Origin of the sequence: Streptomyces noursei (assembly GCF_001646665.1) — a bacterium.
Taxonomy (GTDB): Bacteria; Actinomycetota; Actinomycetes; order Streptomycetales; family Streptomycetaceae; genus Streptomyces; species Streptomyces lavendulocolor.
This window is the reverse complement of record NZ_LWBU01000110.1, coordinates 65,986-79,925: the sequence shown is the minus strand read 5'-3', so window position 1 is coordinate 79,925 and position 13,940 is coordinate 65,986. Positions and strand designations below refer to the sequence as shown.

At 73.2% G+C, this 13,940-nt stretch carries 14 protein-coding genes and 1 pseudogene; 11 read left to right on the top strand and 4 right to left on the bottom strand.

Annotated features, from left to right (window positions below; genetic code table 11):
* Window positions 1-4 precede the first annotated feature (4 nt).
* Window positions 5-706: a FadR/GntR family transcriptional regulator gene (locus A4V12_RS10910; protein ID WP_064069082.1), complete on the bottom strand. Its 702-nt coding sequence runs from the start codon at window positions 704-706 to the stop codon at window positions 5-7.
* Between the two features lie 150 nt (window positions 707-856).
* On the opposite strand from A4V12_RS10910, the gene A4V12_RS10905 reads away from it, so the two are divergent.
* The 4 genes from A4V12_RS10905 (at window position 857) to A4V12_RS10890 (ending at window position 3,740) form a co-directional block, all read left to right on the top strand.
* On the top strand, window positions 857-1,369 hold the full coding sequence (locus A4V12_RS10905) for a gluconokinase (protein WP_064069081.1): 513 nt from the start codon (window positions 857-859) through the stop codon (window positions 1,367-1,369).
* A gap of 75 nt (window positions 1,370-1,444) precedes the next feature.
* Window positions 1,445-2,842, top strand: coding sequence for a GntP family permease (locus A4V12_RS10900; RefSeq protein WP_064069080.1), 1,398 nt, complete (start codon window positions 1,445-1,447; stop codon window positions 2,840-2,842).
* Window positions 2,843-2,940: 98 nt separating this feature from the next.
* Window positions 2,941-3,366, top strand: coding sequence for an ASCH domain-containing protein (locus A4V12_RS10895; RefSeq protein WP_064069079.1), 426 nt, complete (start codon window positions 2,941-2,943; stop codon window positions 3,364-3,366).
* Window positions 3,363-3,740, top strand: a complete 378-nt coding sequence (locus A4V12_RS10890) for a DUF4440 domain-containing protein (RefSeq protein ID WP_064069078.1) — start codon at window positions 3,363-3,365, stop codon at window positions 3,738-3,740. The genes A4V12_RS10895 and A4V12_RS10890 overlap by 4 nt, the downstream gene beginning before the upstream one ends.
* Here the strand turns inward: A4V12_RS10890 and A4V12_RS10885 are convergent.
* On the bottom strand, window positions 3,737-5,392 hold the full coding sequence (locus tag A4V12_RS10885; protein ID WP_064069077.1) for an FAD-binding dehydrogenase: 1,656 nt from the start codon (window positions 5,390-5,392) through the stop codon (window positions 3,737-3,739). The genes A4V12_RS10890 and A4V12_RS10885 overlap by 4 nt on opposite strands.
* A gap of 86 nt (window positions 5,393-5,478) precedes the next feature.
* On the opposite strand from A4V12_RS10885, the gene A4V12_RS10880 reads away from it, so the two are divergent.
* From A4V12_RS10880 to A4V12_RS10870, 3 genes are read left to right on the top strand one after another with little or no spacing between them, the layout of a single operon-like run.
* Window positions 5,479-6,012 carry an NUDIX hydrolase gene (locus tag A4V12_RS10880; RefSeq protein ID WP_064069076.1) on the top strand — a complete coding sequence of 178 codons (534 nt, stop codon included), beginning with the start codon at window positions 5,479-5,481 and terminating at the stop codon, window positions 6,010-6,012.
* A gap of 9 nt (window positions 6,013-6,021) precedes the next feature.
* Window positions 6,022-6,414 (top strand): YidH family protein, encoded by a 393-nt coding sequence (locus tag A4V12_RS10875; RefSeq protein ID WP_064069075.1) that lies wholly within the window; start codon window positions 6,022-6,024, stop codon window positions 6,412-6,414.
* The gene (locus tag A4V12_RS10870) at window positions 6,414-6,734 is read left to right on the top strand and encodes a DUF202 domain-containing protein (RefSeq protein ID WP_064069074.1); all 321 of its coding nucleotides are present in this window, start codon (window positions 6,414-6,416) and stop codon (window positions 6,732-6,734) included. Before A4V12_RS10875 ends, A4V12_RS10870 begins: the two co-directional genes overlap by 1 nt.
* Window positions 6,735-6,738: 4 nt before the next feature.
* On the opposite strand, the gene A4V12_RS10865 is transcribed toward A4V12_RS10870, so the two are convergent.
* Window positions 6,739-7,674 carry an NADP-dependent oxidoreductase gene (locus A4V12_RS10865; protein ID WP_064069073.1) on the bottom strand — a complete coding sequence of 312 codons (936 nt, stop codon included), beginning with the start codon at window positions 7,672-7,674 and terminating at the stop codon, window positions 6,739-6,741.
* A gap of 110 nt (window positions 7,675-7,784) precedes the next feature.
* On the opposite strand from A4V12_RS10865, the gene A4V12_RS10860 reads away from it, so the two are divergent.
* Window positions 7,785-8,081 carry a hypothetical protein gene (locus A4V12_RS10860; RefSeq protein ID WP_064069072.1) on the top strand — a complete coding sequence of 99 codons (297 nt, stop codon included), beginning with the start codon at window positions 7,785-7,787 and terminating at the stop codon, window positions 8,079-8,081.
* A 99-nt stretch (window positions 8,082-8,180) separates the two neighbouring features.
* Here the strand turns inward: A4V12_RS10860 and A4V12_RS10855 are convergent.
* A pseudogene (locus A4V12_RS10855) lies at window positions 8,181-9,471 on the bottom strand (enolase C-terminal domain-like protein).
* A gap of 139 nt (window positions 9,472-9,610) precedes the next feature.
* On the opposite strand from A4V12_RS10855, the gene A4V12_RS10850 reads away from it, so the two are divergent.
* The 3 genes from A4V12_RS10850 to A4V12_RS10840 all read left to right on the top strand — a co-directional run bounded on the left by A4V12_RS10850 (window position 9,611) and on the right by A4V12_RS10840 (window position 13,933).
* Window positions 9,611-10,633 (top strand): phosphotransferase family protein, encoded by a 1,023-nt coding sequence (locus A4V12_RS10850; RefSeq protein WP_064069071.1) that lies wholly within the window; start codon window positions 9,611-9,613, stop codon window positions 10,631-10,633.
* 9 nt (window positions 10,634-10,642) lie between these two features.
* Window positions 10,643-11,857 carry an acyl-CoA dehydrogenase family protein gene (locus A4V12_RS10845; protein ID WP_064069070.1) on the top strand — a complete coding sequence of 405 codons (1,215 nt, stop codon included), beginning with the start codon at window positions 10,643-10,645 and terminating at the stop codon, window positions 11,855-11,857.
* A gap of 273 nt (window positions 11,858-12,130) precedes the next feature.
* Complete coding sequence (locus tag A4V12_RS10840) at window positions 12,131-13,933, top strand: lysyl oxidase family protein (RefSeq protein ID WP_064069153.1); 1,803 nt, start codon at window positions 12,131-12,133, stop codon at window positions 13,931-13,933.
* Window positions 13,934-13,940: the final 7 nt, after the last annotated feature.

Here is a 13,940-nt window from a genome sequence, read left to right as displayed (position 1 = left end):
CGGCCTAGGGCGCCAGGACGTCCAGCTCGCGCAGTGCTCCCGTCGCGATCTCCCTGGTCAGCTCCTCGGCGCGGGCCGCGTCCCGCTCCCGTACGGCCTCGGCGACCTGTACGTGGAGGGTGACGGCGGCCGGGTCGGGGTCCTCGAACATCACCTGGTGGTGGGTGCGGCCCGCGAGGACCTCCGCGACCACGTCCCCGAGGCGGGCGAACATCTCGTTGCCCGAGGCGTTGAGGACGACGCGGTGGAAGGCGATGTCGTGGACGAGGTACGCCTCCAGCTGCCCGCCGCGCGAGGTGGCGACCATCCCCAGGGCCTCCTCCGTCAGCTCGCGGCACTGCTCGGGAGTGGCGTGCGTGGCGGCCAGACCGGCGGCGACCGGTTCGACGGCCGAGCGGAGCACGGTGAGCGACCGGAGCTGGCGGGGGCGGTCGCTGCCGGCCAGCCGCCAGCGGATGACCCGCGGGTCGTACACGTTCCACTGGGCGGTGGGGCGCACGGTGACGCCGACGCGGCGGCGCGACTCCACGAGGTGCATCGACTCCAGCACGCGGACGACCTCGCGGATCACGGTGCGTGACACCTCGAAGCGCTGGGCGAGCTCGTCGGTGCGCAGCACGCTGCCCGGCGGGTACTCCCCGGCCGTGAGGGCGAGCCCGAGGGTGTCCAGTACATGCGTATGGAGCCCCTGGGCCTGCGTCGTCATGTGCTTAGCGTAACCGGCACCGAAAAGTATGACTTTTATGTCACAGGCTCTTGAATACGTCGTACCGAATGGGTTCTAGTGTGCGGGCGACGGATGCCGCGGTGGTGTCCGGATCGATCGATGTCGAGGAAGACAGCGAGGCACCCACCCATGCAGCACCCACCCGTCGTCGTCGTGATGGGCGTGGCCGGGACCGGCAAGACCACCATCGGTCCGCTGGTCGCCGAGCGCCTCGGTGTCCCGTACGCCGAGGGCGACGACTTCCACCCCGAGGCGAACATCGCCAAGATGTCGGCCGGCGTCCCGCTGGACGACGACGACCGGTGGCCGTGGCTCGACGCGATCGGGCGCTGGGCCCACGGCCGGGCGGGCCTCGGCGGGGTGGTGAGCAGTTCGGCGCTCAAGCGGGCGTACCGCGACCGGCTGCGTACGGCCGCGCCCGGCGCCGTCTTCCTGCACCTGACCGGCGACCGGGCGCTGATCGAGGAGCGGATGGCCGCGCGCCGGGGCCACTTCATGCCCACCGCGCTGCTCGATTCGCAGTTCGCGGCGCTCCAGCCGCTCGGGGACGACGAGGCGGGCGTGACCGTCGACGTCTCGGGCGGCCCCGAGGACATCGCCGACCGGGCGGTCGCCGCACTGCGCCGGCTCGCCCCCGCCTGAGACCCGGCCACCACGGCCGCCCCCGACCCCGACCCGACCCGCCACCCCACCCGTCCCTGAACCCGAGGAACCCCTGTGACCAGTCTCAACGTCGAGATGCTGGCAGCGGACGCCACCGAACCGATCACCTCGGCCGGCAACGCGCAGCTGGGCATCGCCGTCCTGGCGGGCATCGCCGTCATCGTCCTGCTCATCACCAGGTTCAAGCTGCACGCGTTCCTGGCCCTGACGATCGGTTCGCTGGCGCTCGGCGCCTTCGCGGGCGCCCCGCTCGACGCGGCGATCGCCTCGTTCACCAAGGGCCTCGGCTCGACGGTCGCGGGCGTCGGTGTGCTGATCGCGCTCGGGGCCATCCTCGGCAAGCTGCTCGCCGACTCCGGGGGCGCCGACCAGATCGTGGACACGATCCTCGCCAGGGCGGGCGGGCGCGCCATGCCGTGGGCGATGGTGCTGATCGCGTCGGTGATCGGGCTGCCGCTCTTCTTCGAGGTCGGCATCGTGCTGCTGATCCCGGTGGTGCTGATGGTCGCCAAGCGGGGTGACTACTCGCTGATGCGGATCGGCGTCCCCGCCCTGGCGGGCCTCTCGGTGATGCACGGGCTGATACCGCCGCACCCCGGTCCGCTGGTCGCCATCGACGCGATCGGCGCGAACCTGGGCGTCACGCTGGCGCTGGGCATCGTCGTCGCCATCCCGACGGTGATCATCGCCGGCCCGCTGTTCTCCCGGTACGCGGCCCGGTGGGTGGACGTGCCGGTGCCCGAGCGGATGATCCCGCAGCGGGTGTCCGACGACCTGGAGCGGCGGCCCGGCTTCGGCGCCACGGTGGCGACCGTGCTGCTGCCCGTGGTGCTGATGCTGGTCAAGGCGCTGGTGGACATCGTCGTCGACGACCCGGAGAACCGTGTCCAGCGGGTGACCGACGTCATCGGCTCGCCGCTGATCGCCCTGCTGGCGGCCGTCCTGGTGGGCCTGTTCACGCTGGGCCGGGCGGCCGGCTTCAGCAAGGAGCGGATCTCCTCGACCGTGGAGACCTCGCTCGCCCCGATCGCCGGTGTGCTGCTGATCGTGGGCGCGGGCGGCGGCTTCAAGCAGACCCTGATCGACGTGGGCGTCGGCGGGATGATCCTGGACTTCTCCGAGGACTGGGCGATCCCCGCGCTGCTGCTGGCCTGGCTGATCGCGGTGGCGATCCGGCTGGCCACCGGGTCGGCGACGGTCGCCACCATCTCGGCGGCCGGTCTGGTCGCGCCGCTGGCCGCCGACATGTCGACCTCGCACGCCGCGCTGCTGGTGCTGGCGGTCGGTGCGGGCTCCCTCTTCTTCAGCCACGTCAACGACGCCGGTTTCTGGCTGGTGAAGGAGTACTTCGGGATGAGCGTCGGCCAGACGGTCAAGACGTGGTCGGTGATGGAGACGATCATCTCGGTCGTCGGCATCGTGTTCGTGCTGCTGCTGTCGCTGGTGCTGTAGGACGGCGGGCGGGCCACCGCGGCGGCACGGCGTCGCGGACATGGGGTCGCGGATATGGCGTCGCGGCCGGCGGCGGTGGCCTGCCAGACTGTCGCCCCATGGCGAACACCGAGCAGCTCAAGCCCTATCTGCTGGCTTTTCCCGGGCCGTTGCGCGACCGGCTGGTCGCCGCGGTGCTGTCGGGTGAGAAGACGTCGACGACCGGTCTGCTGGTCGAGTACGAGGCGGAGGGCGAGGAACTCCCGCCGGTCGGCGAGCGGTCGGCGCTCATCGACTCGGACGGCCGCGAGGTGGCGGTGCTGGAGCTGACGGAGGTCCGGGTCCTGCCGCTCGGCGAGGTGGACCTGCGCCACGCGCTCGACGAGGGGGAGGGCCACCGGTCGGTCGCCGAATGGCGCGCGGACCACGAGGCGTTCTGGCACGGCGACGAGATGCGCGAGGCCCTCGGGGACCCGGACTTCACGGTCGACGACACCACGCTGGTCGTCGCCGAGCGGTTCCGTGTCGTGGAGGACCTGCGGTGACCGGGGTCGACGAGGCGGTCGCCGGCGAGCTGCGGCTCCTCGACCCGGCCGTGCGGACGTCGCGGACGGAGGCGGCGCGGCTGCTGCACCCGGACTTCGCGGAGGTCGGCGCCTCCGGGCGGCGGTGGGGCCGGGACGACATGCTCGCCGCGCTCCCGGGGATGACGGGCGGCGACCCCGGCGGGCCGCGGTACGAGGTGTCCGGCATGACGGGCGTCCTGCTGGCGCCGGACCTGGTGCACCTGACGTACGAATCGGTCGTGGAGGGCCGCCGGGCCCGGCGCAGCTCCCTGTGGCGCCGGGACCCGGACCACGGGGGTGTCTGGAGGCTGTACTACCACCAGGCGACGCCGGTCCCGGAGGGCACGATCTAGACGACGGAACGGGCGGCGGCCCGGCCCGCCGCGCGGCCGGAGAAGATGCAGCCGCCGAGGAAGGTGCCCTCCAGGGAGCGGTAGCCGTGGACGCCGCCGCCGCCGAAGCCGGCCGCCTCGCCCGCCGCGTACACCCCGGGGAGCGGGTCGCCGCCGGCGGTGAGGACCCGGGACGACAGGTCGGTCTCCAGTCCGCCGAGCGACTTGCGGGTGAGGATGTTCAGGCGCACGGCGACCAGCGGGCCGGCCGCCGGGTCCAGGACGCGGTGCGGGGCGACCGTGCGGATCAGCCGGTCGCCGAGGTACTTGCGGGCGCCGCGGATGGCCGTGACCTGGGCGTCCTTGGTGAAGGGGTTGGCGATCTCCCGGTCCCGGGCGGTGATCTCGCGGCGCAGTTCCGCCTCGTCGATCAGCGGTTCCTTCGTCAGGGCGTTCATGCCGCGCACCAGGGCGGGCAGGTCCTTCTCGACGACGAAGTCGACGCCGTGGTCCATGAACGCCTTGACCGGGCCCGGCACGTCGGCGCGGGCGCGGTCCAGCACGCCGCGGACGGACCTGCCGGTGAGGTCCGGGTTCTGCTCGGAGCCGGAGAGGGTGAACTCCTTGCCGATGATGCGCCGGTTGAGGACGAACCAGGTGTGGCCGTGCCCGGTCCGCATGATGTGTTCGAGGGTGCCGAGCGTGTCGAAGCCGGGGAAGAGCGGGACGGGGAGCCGGCGCCCGGTCGCGTCGAGCCAGAGCGAGGACGGGCCGGGCAGGATGCGGATGCCGTGCCGGGCCCAGATGGGGTTCCAGTTCTCGATGCCCTCGGTGTAGTGCCACATCCGGTCGCGGTTGATGTGGTGGGCGCCGGCCGCCTCCGCGATGCCCAGCATCAGGCCGTCGACGTGCGCGGGAACGCCGGAGAGCATCTTCTCGGGCGGGGTGCCCAGGCGCTCGGGCCACTGGGCGCGGACCAGGTCGTGGTTGCCGCCGATGCCGCCGGAGGTGACGATCACGGCCTGCGCCCGGTACTCGAAGGCGCCGGTGACCCGCCGGCTGCTGGCCGTGCCCCGCTCGGCGCCGGACGGCTCCAGGATCTCGCCGCTGACGGTGTCGACGGCGCCCGCGGTGCGGCCGAGCCCGGTGACGCGGTGCCGGAACGCCAGGCGTACCAGACCCCGGGCGACGCCCGCGCGGACGCGCCGTTCGAAGGGGGCGACCAGGCCGGGGCCGGTCCCCCAGGTGATGTGGAACCGCGGCACCGAGTTGCCGTGTCCGGTGGCGTCGTAGCCGCCCCGTTCGGCCCAGCCGACGACCGGGAAGAAGCGGACGCCCTGCCGGCGCAGCCAGGCGCGCTTCTCGCCGGCCGCGAAGTCGACGTACGCCTCCGCCCACTTGCGCGGCCAGTGGTCCTCGGGGCGGTCGAAGCCGGCGGTGCCGAGCCAGTCCTGGAGGGCCAGCTCGTGGCTGTCGCGGATGCGCATCCGGCGCTGCTCGGGCGAGTCGACGAAGAACAGGCCGCCGAAGGACCAGTGCGCCTGGCCGCCGATGCTCTGCTCCGGTTCCTGGTCGAGGAGGATGACGCTGCGCCCCGCGTCGACCAGCTCGGCGGTGGCGACGAGGCCCGCGAGGCCCGCCCCGATCACGATCACGTCAGCGTCGTACGCCATGGGTCCTCATCCTTGTCGGCAGGGTGCTCTGATCTTCGGTACGCGGCGGTAACACGTCAACAGGCGGGCGGTGTTTTCATGGCGGCATGAACGCTGCCGAAGAGATCCTGGACGTCGTCGACGAGCACGACCGGGTGGTGGGGCGGCTGCCGCGCGGCGAGGTGTACGCGCGGGGCCTGCGCCACCGGTGCGTGTTCGTGCTCGCGCGGGACGCCGAGGACCGGGTGTTCGTGCACCGCCGCACGGCCACGAAGCTGGTCTTCCCGTCCCTGTACGACATGTTCGTGGGCGGTGTCGTCGGGGCGGGCGAGAGCTACGACGACGCGGCGCTGCGGGAGGCGGAGGAGGAGCTGGGCGTGCGCGGCCTGCCGAGGCCGACGCCGCGCTTGAAGTTCCTGTACGAGGACGGCGGCGGGCGCGGGTCGTGGTGGTCGTCCGTGTACGAGGTGCGGTGCGCGGTGCCGGTGGAGCCGCAGGCGGAGGAGGTGGCGTGGCACGCGTTCTGGCCGGAGCGGGAGGTCGAGGCGCGTCTGGGCGTGTGGGAGTGGGTGCCGGACGGGCTGGCGGCGTACGAGCGGCTGCGGGAGTACCGGAGGGCTGGGGGCGCGCCCCGCCGGTAGTCTGATCATGTGACCGATTTCGTGCGGGGTCTGCGGCTGTGGTTCTCGCCGCAGCGGATCCGGGAAGAGGGCGACACACCCGACTACCGGTTCTCCCTCGCCAACGAGCGCACCTTCCTGGCCTGGATCCGCACCGCGCTCGCCCTCGTCGGCGGCGGGTTCGCGGTGGACCAGTTCCTGCCGGACCTGCGCTGGGGCGTGCGGGTCGGGATGGCGCTGGCGCTGCTCGCCGCCGGGGCGCTGTGCGCGCTGCGGGCGGTGAACCACTGGGCGCGGTGCGAGCGGGCGATGCGGCGGGGCGAGGACCTGCCCGTCAGCCGCTTCCCCACACTGCTGAGCCTGGCCGTGGGCCTGGTCGCCGGCGCGATGGTGGTGGTCGTGCTCTTCGGCTGGAGCGGCTGATGACGGGCGGCGCGGCCGGTGTGCGCGACCCCGGGCTCCAGCCGGAGCGGACACGGCTGGCGTGGCGCCGCACGACGCTGTCGGCCACCGTCGCCGCGGTGCTGGCCGCCAAGCAGGCGGTGCACGAAGAGGTCACGGCGGCCGGGCTGATCGGCGCGGGGCTGTCGTTGCTGGTGTGGCTGGGGTTCCTGGGGGTGGCGCACCGGCGGATGGTGGCGCTGGGGACGGCGCGGCCGCGTGCGTTGTCGGCGCGCGGGGCGGTCGTGGCCGCGGCGTGCACGGTGGCGCTGGCCGCGTTCGCGGTGGGCGTGGTGCTGTAGCCGCTCAGTGGTCGTGGTCCACGGTCACCACGACCTTGCCGTGCAGGCCGCCCTCCATGTTGGCGCGCTGGGCGTCGGCGGCCCGCTCCAGGGGGAAGGACGCGGCGACCCGGACCGTCAGGGCGCCCTCCTCCACCAGACCGGCGAGCGCCGTGAGGTCGTCCGTGTCGGGGCGTACCCAGTAGTACCGGCCGCCCAGGGCGATCACCTCGCCGTCCGCGATGGACGCGAGCCGGCCGTCGGGGGCGAGCAGGGCGGCCGATTCCTTGAGGACCTGGCCGCCGACCGTGTCGAGGGCGGCGTCCACGCCGCGCGGCGCCAGCTCGCGGACGCGGGCGGTGAAGCCGTCGCCGTACGGCACCGGCTCGGCGCCGAGTTCGCGCACCCGGTCCTGGCCCTCGTCGCGGGAGGCGCCGATGACGCGGGCGCCGAGGTGCCGGGCGATCTGCACGGCCATCGAGCCGACGGCGCCGGACGCGGCGTGCACCAGGAGGGTGTCGCCGGAACGGACGTGCAGGGCCCGGTGCAGCGCCTGATAGGCGGTGAGCCCGGCCAGCGGCAGCGCGGCCGACTCCTCGAAGCCCAGGTTGCGCGGCTTGCGGGCGAGGGTGCGGACGGGGGCGGCGACGTACTCGGCGAAGGTGCCGTGGCACAGCACGTCCTCGCGCACGTACCCCATGACCTCGTCCCCGACGGAGAACTCGGTCACGGACACCCCGGGCTGGACGACCACCCCGGAGACGTCCCACCCGGGGATCACCGGGAAGACGGTGTCGAAGATCGTGTCGAGGTACCCCGCCTGGGCCTTCCAGTCGACGGGGTTCACGGCCGCCGCGCGGACCTGGACGAGCACCTTGTCCGGCCCCACCTTGGGGTCGGGGCGCTCGCCGAACTCCAGGACCTCGGGGCCGCCGTAGCGGCTGTAGCTGATCGCCTTCATGGTCCGACCCTCCGGCCGGTCCGGCCCGCCCGCAAGCCGGGACCGATCGCCACCGGGCGGACGGGACTAGCCTGGAGGTGTCACCGAAGCCGACGCGCCGGAGGCCCGTGATGACCGTCCTCCACCAGGAACACTCCGCCCACGCCCACACCCACGGCCCCGCCTGCGGGCACCGGGCCATGGTCCACCACGACCACCTCGACTACGTGCACGACGGGCACCTCCACCGGGAGCACTCGGGACACTGGGACGAGTGCGAGCCGGGCGAGCACGTGGCCCACAGCGGGCACGCCCATGTGCACGGCGACGGCTGCGGCCATCCGGCCGTGGCGCACGGCGACCACGTCGACTACGTCCACGAGGGCCACCGGCACGCCGCGCACGAGGACCACTGGGACGACCACTGATCCCCGCCCCGCCCGCCCGGCACGCGCGCGTGCGGGGCGGGCGGGGACGCGCCGGGCCGGCACGCCCGGGTGAACGGGGGCACGCGCGCGGGCGGGGTGTCACCAGCGCGGCGTGGGCGGGGTGGTCCAGGCGGGGTCGGCCTCGCGCATGGCCGCGGCGTCGTCGCGTTCGCGCAGGGTGCCGTCGTCGTCGAGCCAGCGCCGGTGGAGGGCGGCGAGCCGCCCGCGGTCGAGCTCGACGCCGAGACCGGGCGCGTCGGGGACGGTGAGCCGGCCGTCGCGGAAGACGTGGCGGGCGGTGATGACGTCCTCGGTCTGCCACGGGTAGTGGCTGTCGCACGCGTGGTCGAGGCGGGGGACGGTGGCCGCCACGTGGGTCATCGCGGCGAGGCTGATGCCCAGGTGGGTGTTGGAGTGCATGGAGAGGCCCACTCCGAAGGCGCCGCAGACGGCCGCCAGTTCGCGGGTCCGGTGCAGGCCGCCCCAGTAGTGGTGGTCGGAGAGCACCACCTGGACGGCGTCGCGGGTGAAGGCCTCGGCGATCTCGTCGAAGGTCGTCACGCACATGATTGGTGGCGAGCGGCATGTCGGTGGCGGCGGCGACGGCGGCCATGCCGTCGGTGCCGCTCACCGGGTCCTCCAGGTACTCCAGGACGCCGGCGAGCCGCTCGGCGACGTACAGTGCCGTCTCCACCGACCAGGCGCCGTTGGGGTCCAGGCGCAGCGGCCGGCCGGGGAAGGCCTCCGCCAGCGCGCGGACGGCCGCGATCTCCCGGTCCGGTTCGAAGACGCCCCCCTTCAGCTTGAAGGAGCGGAAGCCGTGCTCGGCGACGAGGCGCCGGGCCTGGGCGACGATGCCGGCCGGGTCGAGGGCCGCGCCCCAGTCGTCCTTCTCGCCGCCCTCCGGGTGGGCGGCCCAGCGGTGGAAGAGGTAGGCGCTGTAGTCGACGGTGTCGCGGACCTTGCCGCCCAGGAGGGCGTGCACGGGCAGTCCCAGGGTCTTGCCGAGGGCGTCCAGGCAGGCGACCTCGAAGCCGGAGACCACGGACGCCCGCGTCTTGCCGGCCGTTCTCACGCCCCGCAGCCCGCCCGCGTCGACGCCCTCCTCGGGGGTGGGTGAGCCGCCGCACACCCGCTCGGCCAGGCCGGGGAGGCCGTTCACGTCCGTGACCGGTCGGCCCGACAGCGCCCCGGCGAGCGGCCGGGCGAGGTCCAGATACGCGCCGTCGCCGTAGGTCTCGCCCACCCCGCTGACACCACCGCGTGTGATGACCTCGATGACGAGCCGTGGGGTGTAGGGCTGGTGGACGCCCTGGGTGTTGAGGAGGGGAGGGTCCGCGATCAGGACCGGGGTGAGCCGAACGTCGTCGATCAGCAGCGCTGTGTCCATACATGAACTCTATTCAGCATCCCGACCACAAGGCCAGACGTGCGCACCGGGTTTCCGGCCCGGCACTGGACGACATACCGACTGGTCGGTCATGCTGCTGCGTACGCCACTGTCCTTCCCGTCACCGGAGGTGCGAACGATGAGCTCAGCTCCCCCACCAGGCCTCGATCCCGAGCGGTTGCGCGGCTACCTCGACCGCGAGCGGCCCGGCCTGGTGAGCGGACCGCTCAGCGCCCGCCTCGTCGAGGGCGGCCGGTCGAACCTCACGTACGTCGTCACCGACGGCACCGGCCAGTGGGTGGTGCGCCGCCCGCCGCTGGGCCACGTGCTGGCGACCGCGCACGACATGCGGCGCGAGCACCGGGTGATCAGCGCCCTGCACCCGACGGCCGTGCCGGTCCCGGAACCGCTGGTGCTGTGCCAGGACGAGGAGGTGCTCGGGGCGCCGTTCTACGTCATGGAGTTCGTGACCGGGACGCCGTACCGCACCGCCGACCAGCTCGCGCCCCTCGGTCCCGAGCGCACCCGGGCCGCGGTCCTGGGGCTGGTCGACACCCTCGTCGACCTGCACGCGGTCGACCCGGAGGCGGTCGGGCTCGGCGACTTCGGGCGGCCCGAGGGCTTCCTGGACCGGCAGCTGCGGCGCTGGGGCAAGCAACTGGACGCCTCCCGCAGCCGTGACCTGTCCGGGATCGACGAGCTGCACGCCGCGCTCGGCCGCGCGCTGCCGCCCTCCCCCGCCCCGGCGGTCGTCCACGGCGACTACCGCCTCGACAACGCGCTGCTGGGCGAGGACGACCGGGTGCGGGCCGTCCTGGACTGGGAGATGTCCACGCTCGGCGACCCGCTCACCGACCTGGGCCTGCTGGCCATGTACAGCGTCCGGCTGGACCTGCCGCACTCCCCCGTCTCCACCACGGCGGCGGCGCCCGGCCACCCCTCGCCCGCCGAGCTGGTCGAGCGCTACGCCACCCGCTCCGGCCGCGACACCTCCGCCATCTCCTGGTACACGGCGTTCGCCTGGTTCAAGCTCGCCGTGATCCTGGAGGGCATCCACTACCGCTACACCCTCGGGCAGACCGTCGGCGCGGGTTTCGACCGCATCGGCGACCTGGTGCCCGTCTTCATCGAGCACGGCCTCACCACTCTCCAGGAAGGCTGACCGACACCCATGGACTTCGCATTCGACGCGCGCACCGAGGAGCTGCGGGCGAAACTCCTCGCCTTCATGGACGAGTTCGTGTACCCGGCGGAGGAGGTGGAGCACGAGCAGCGGGCGAAGCTCGCCTCGCCGTGGGACACCCCGGCCGTGGTCGAGGAGCTCAAGGCGGAGGCGCGCAGGCAGGGCCTGTGGAACCTCTTCCTGCCCGACGAGCAGCACGGGGCGGGCCTGACGAACCTCCAGTACGCGCCGCTTGCCGAGATCACGGGCCGCTCCCCGCACCTGGCGCCCACCGCGCTGAACTGCGCCGCCCCCGACACCGGCAACATGGAGGTGCTGGCCCAGTTCGGTGACGAGCGGCAGAAGGAGCGGTGGCTCCGGCCGCTGCTCGCCGGGGAGATCCGGTCCGCCTTCGCCATGACGGAGCCGGAGGTCGCCTCCTCGGACGCGACGAATATCGAGACCCGTATCCGGCGGGACGGCGACGACTACGTCATCAACGGCCGGAAGTGGTACATCTCCGGGGCGATGAACCCCGACTGCGCGATCTTCATCGTGATGGGCAAGACGGATCCGGACGGCGAGGACATCCGCCGCCAGCAGTCCATGGTCCTCGTCCCCCGGGACACCCCGGGGCTGCACGTCCGGCGCGCGATGCAGGTGTACGGGTACGAGGACCACTCCCACGGCGGCCACGCCGAGGTGGTGTTCGAGGACGTCCGGGTGCCGGCGGCGAACCTGATCGGCGAGGAGGGCGGCGGGTTCGCCATCGCCCAGGCCCGGCTCGGGCCCGGCCGGATCCACCACTGCATGCGGCTGATCGGCATGGCCGAGCGGGCCATCGAACTGATGTGCCGCCGGGCCGTGTCCCGGACGGCCTTCGGCAAGCCCCTGGCCGCCCAGGGGCAGGTGCAGGGGTGGATCGCGGACGCCCGGGTGACGGTGGAGCAGCTTCGGCTGCTGGTGCTGAAGACCGCCTGGCTGATGGACACGGTCGGCAACCGGGGCGCGCACACCGAGATCCAGTCCATCAAGATCGCCACGCCCCGCGCGGTGGTGGACATCATCGACAAGGCGGTCCAGGTGCACGGCGCGGGTGGCGTCAGCCAGGACTTCCCGCTCGCCGAGCTGTGGGCCGCCGCCCGCACGCTGAAGCTGGCGGACGGCCCCGACGAGGTGCACCAGCGCTCGCTGGCGCGGCGGGAGCTGAGGAAGTACGCCTGACGGTCACGACCGTACGGTGCGAGGAGCCCGGGGCCGCGGTCGGCCCCGGGCTCTACCACATGTGCGGTGCCCGGCGGGTGCGAACGGCTTCAAGTCGGCGGGATCCGGTGCCGAGAGCCTATTTTCGGCCAAGGATTCCCGACTTGCCGGGGTCCGGACAACCCGCAGTGCCGACCGGCGACTCTCACGGGCCGGAGACGGGATCGCGCCATGACCACGCGCGGCCCCGCCGCCGTACGCCGTCCCGACAGGCACTCGCAGAACGAGGGAACGATGACCAGATCCCCCCAGGCCCGTCTCGGGCGCTCGGTGATCGCCGGAGCCGCGGCCGTCGCCGTGACCGCCGGTATCGTCGCCGCCGCGCCCGACGGCGAGGCCGCGCCCGCCGCCCCCGCCGCCCCGCGGCTCAGCCTGATCGCCGCCTCGCAGTCGGTGACCCTCGACTCGTACAAGGAGGAGCCCGGCGTCTACCTCGACCTGGGCACCTACGTCACCGCCGAGAACGCCCCGCTGGAACTGAAGGTGACCCGCAAGTCCTACAAGGACCCGGTGGTGGCCGCGCAGGTCCTCCGGGAGGGCGGCAGGACCACGGAGAAGGCCCTGCCCAAGGGGCTGGTGAAGGACTTCGCCGGTCTGCCGGGCTTCGTCCAGGTCACCCTCACCGACGCGGCGGGCAGGACCGTGCTGAACAGGTCCGAGGCGTTCTGCCCCAACAACGCGTCCGGGCGGGTGCGCCCCGACGCCCCGGCCACCTCGAAGTACCCCGAGAGCTGCCCCACCAACCCGTTCACCCTCGGCTCCGTGTGGGGCGTGGAGAAGGGCTGGGCCGCCAACACCTACGCGGGTGTCTACTCCGAGCCCGTGGTCCTGAAGCCCGGGAAGTACACGGCCAAGGTGTCCGTCGCCAAGCGCTACCGCGACGTGTTCGGCATCGCCGACAAGCCCCAGACGGTCAAGGTCACCGTGCGGGAGATCAGTTCGGAGGGCGGTGCGGGCGCGGCGCCCGCCGCGCGCCGCGACGCCCGCGCGGCGGGCCACCCGGCGGCCCACGCCGGTCACGGCACCGCGGCCGGCCACGCCGCGCCCGCGGGACGGGCGGGGCACGCGGGCCACGGCGCTAAGGGCGGCCACGCGGGTCACGGAGCGGTGGACCCGGCCGCCCCGGCGGCCCCCACGAGCGGCGCCGGACCCTCGTACAACGTCGGCCACGGGCCCCTGGTCCCTGCCCCGCCCGCCGTGCCGTGGGCCGTGAAGAAGCAGGCCCTCAAGGCCGGGGCGCGCATGGGCGACGGCGCCGGGCGGACCGACGGCTCGCGCAAGGCACCGGCGGTGAAGCCGGCGGCCAAGCGGCCGACGGGCAAGGCGGTCGTGCCGGACGTGCCCAAGCCCGACCTGCGTTCGCTGCCCGCCTACGGCATCACCGTCAGCGAGCCGGCCACCGAGGGCCCCGACAAGGGCAAGGACTTCCTCGCCTTCAGCGCCAACGTGTGGAACGCCGGCCCCGCGCAGCTGGTCGTGGACGGCTTCCGCGCGCCCGGCAAGGAGCTGATGGACGCCTACCAGTACTTCTACGACGCGAAGGGCAAGCAGGTCGGCTACACCCCGACCGGCACCATGGAGTGGGACCCGCGCCCGGGTCACGAGCACTGGCACTTCACCGACTTCGCCAGCTACCGGCTGCTGAAGGCCGATCAGAAGGAGGCCGTGCGCAGCGGCAAGGAGGCTTTCTGCCTGGCCAACACCGACGCGGTCGACTACACGGTGAAGAACGCCAACTGGCACCCGTACAACACGGACCTGTCCACGGCGTGCGGCCAGCGGAACTCCATCTCGGTGCGTGAGGTGCTGGACGTGGGTTCCGGCGACACCTACACCCAGGACCTGCCCGGCCAGTCGTTCGACATCACCTCGCTGCCGAACGGCACCTACTACATCCAGGTGCTGGCCAACCCGGAGAAGCGGCTCAAGGAGACCGACCTCACCAACAACAGCGCCCTGCGGAAGATCGTCCTGGGCGGCAAGAAGGGCGCGCGCACGGTGACCGTGCCGGCGCACGACCTGGTGGACGCCAACTGACGCTCCG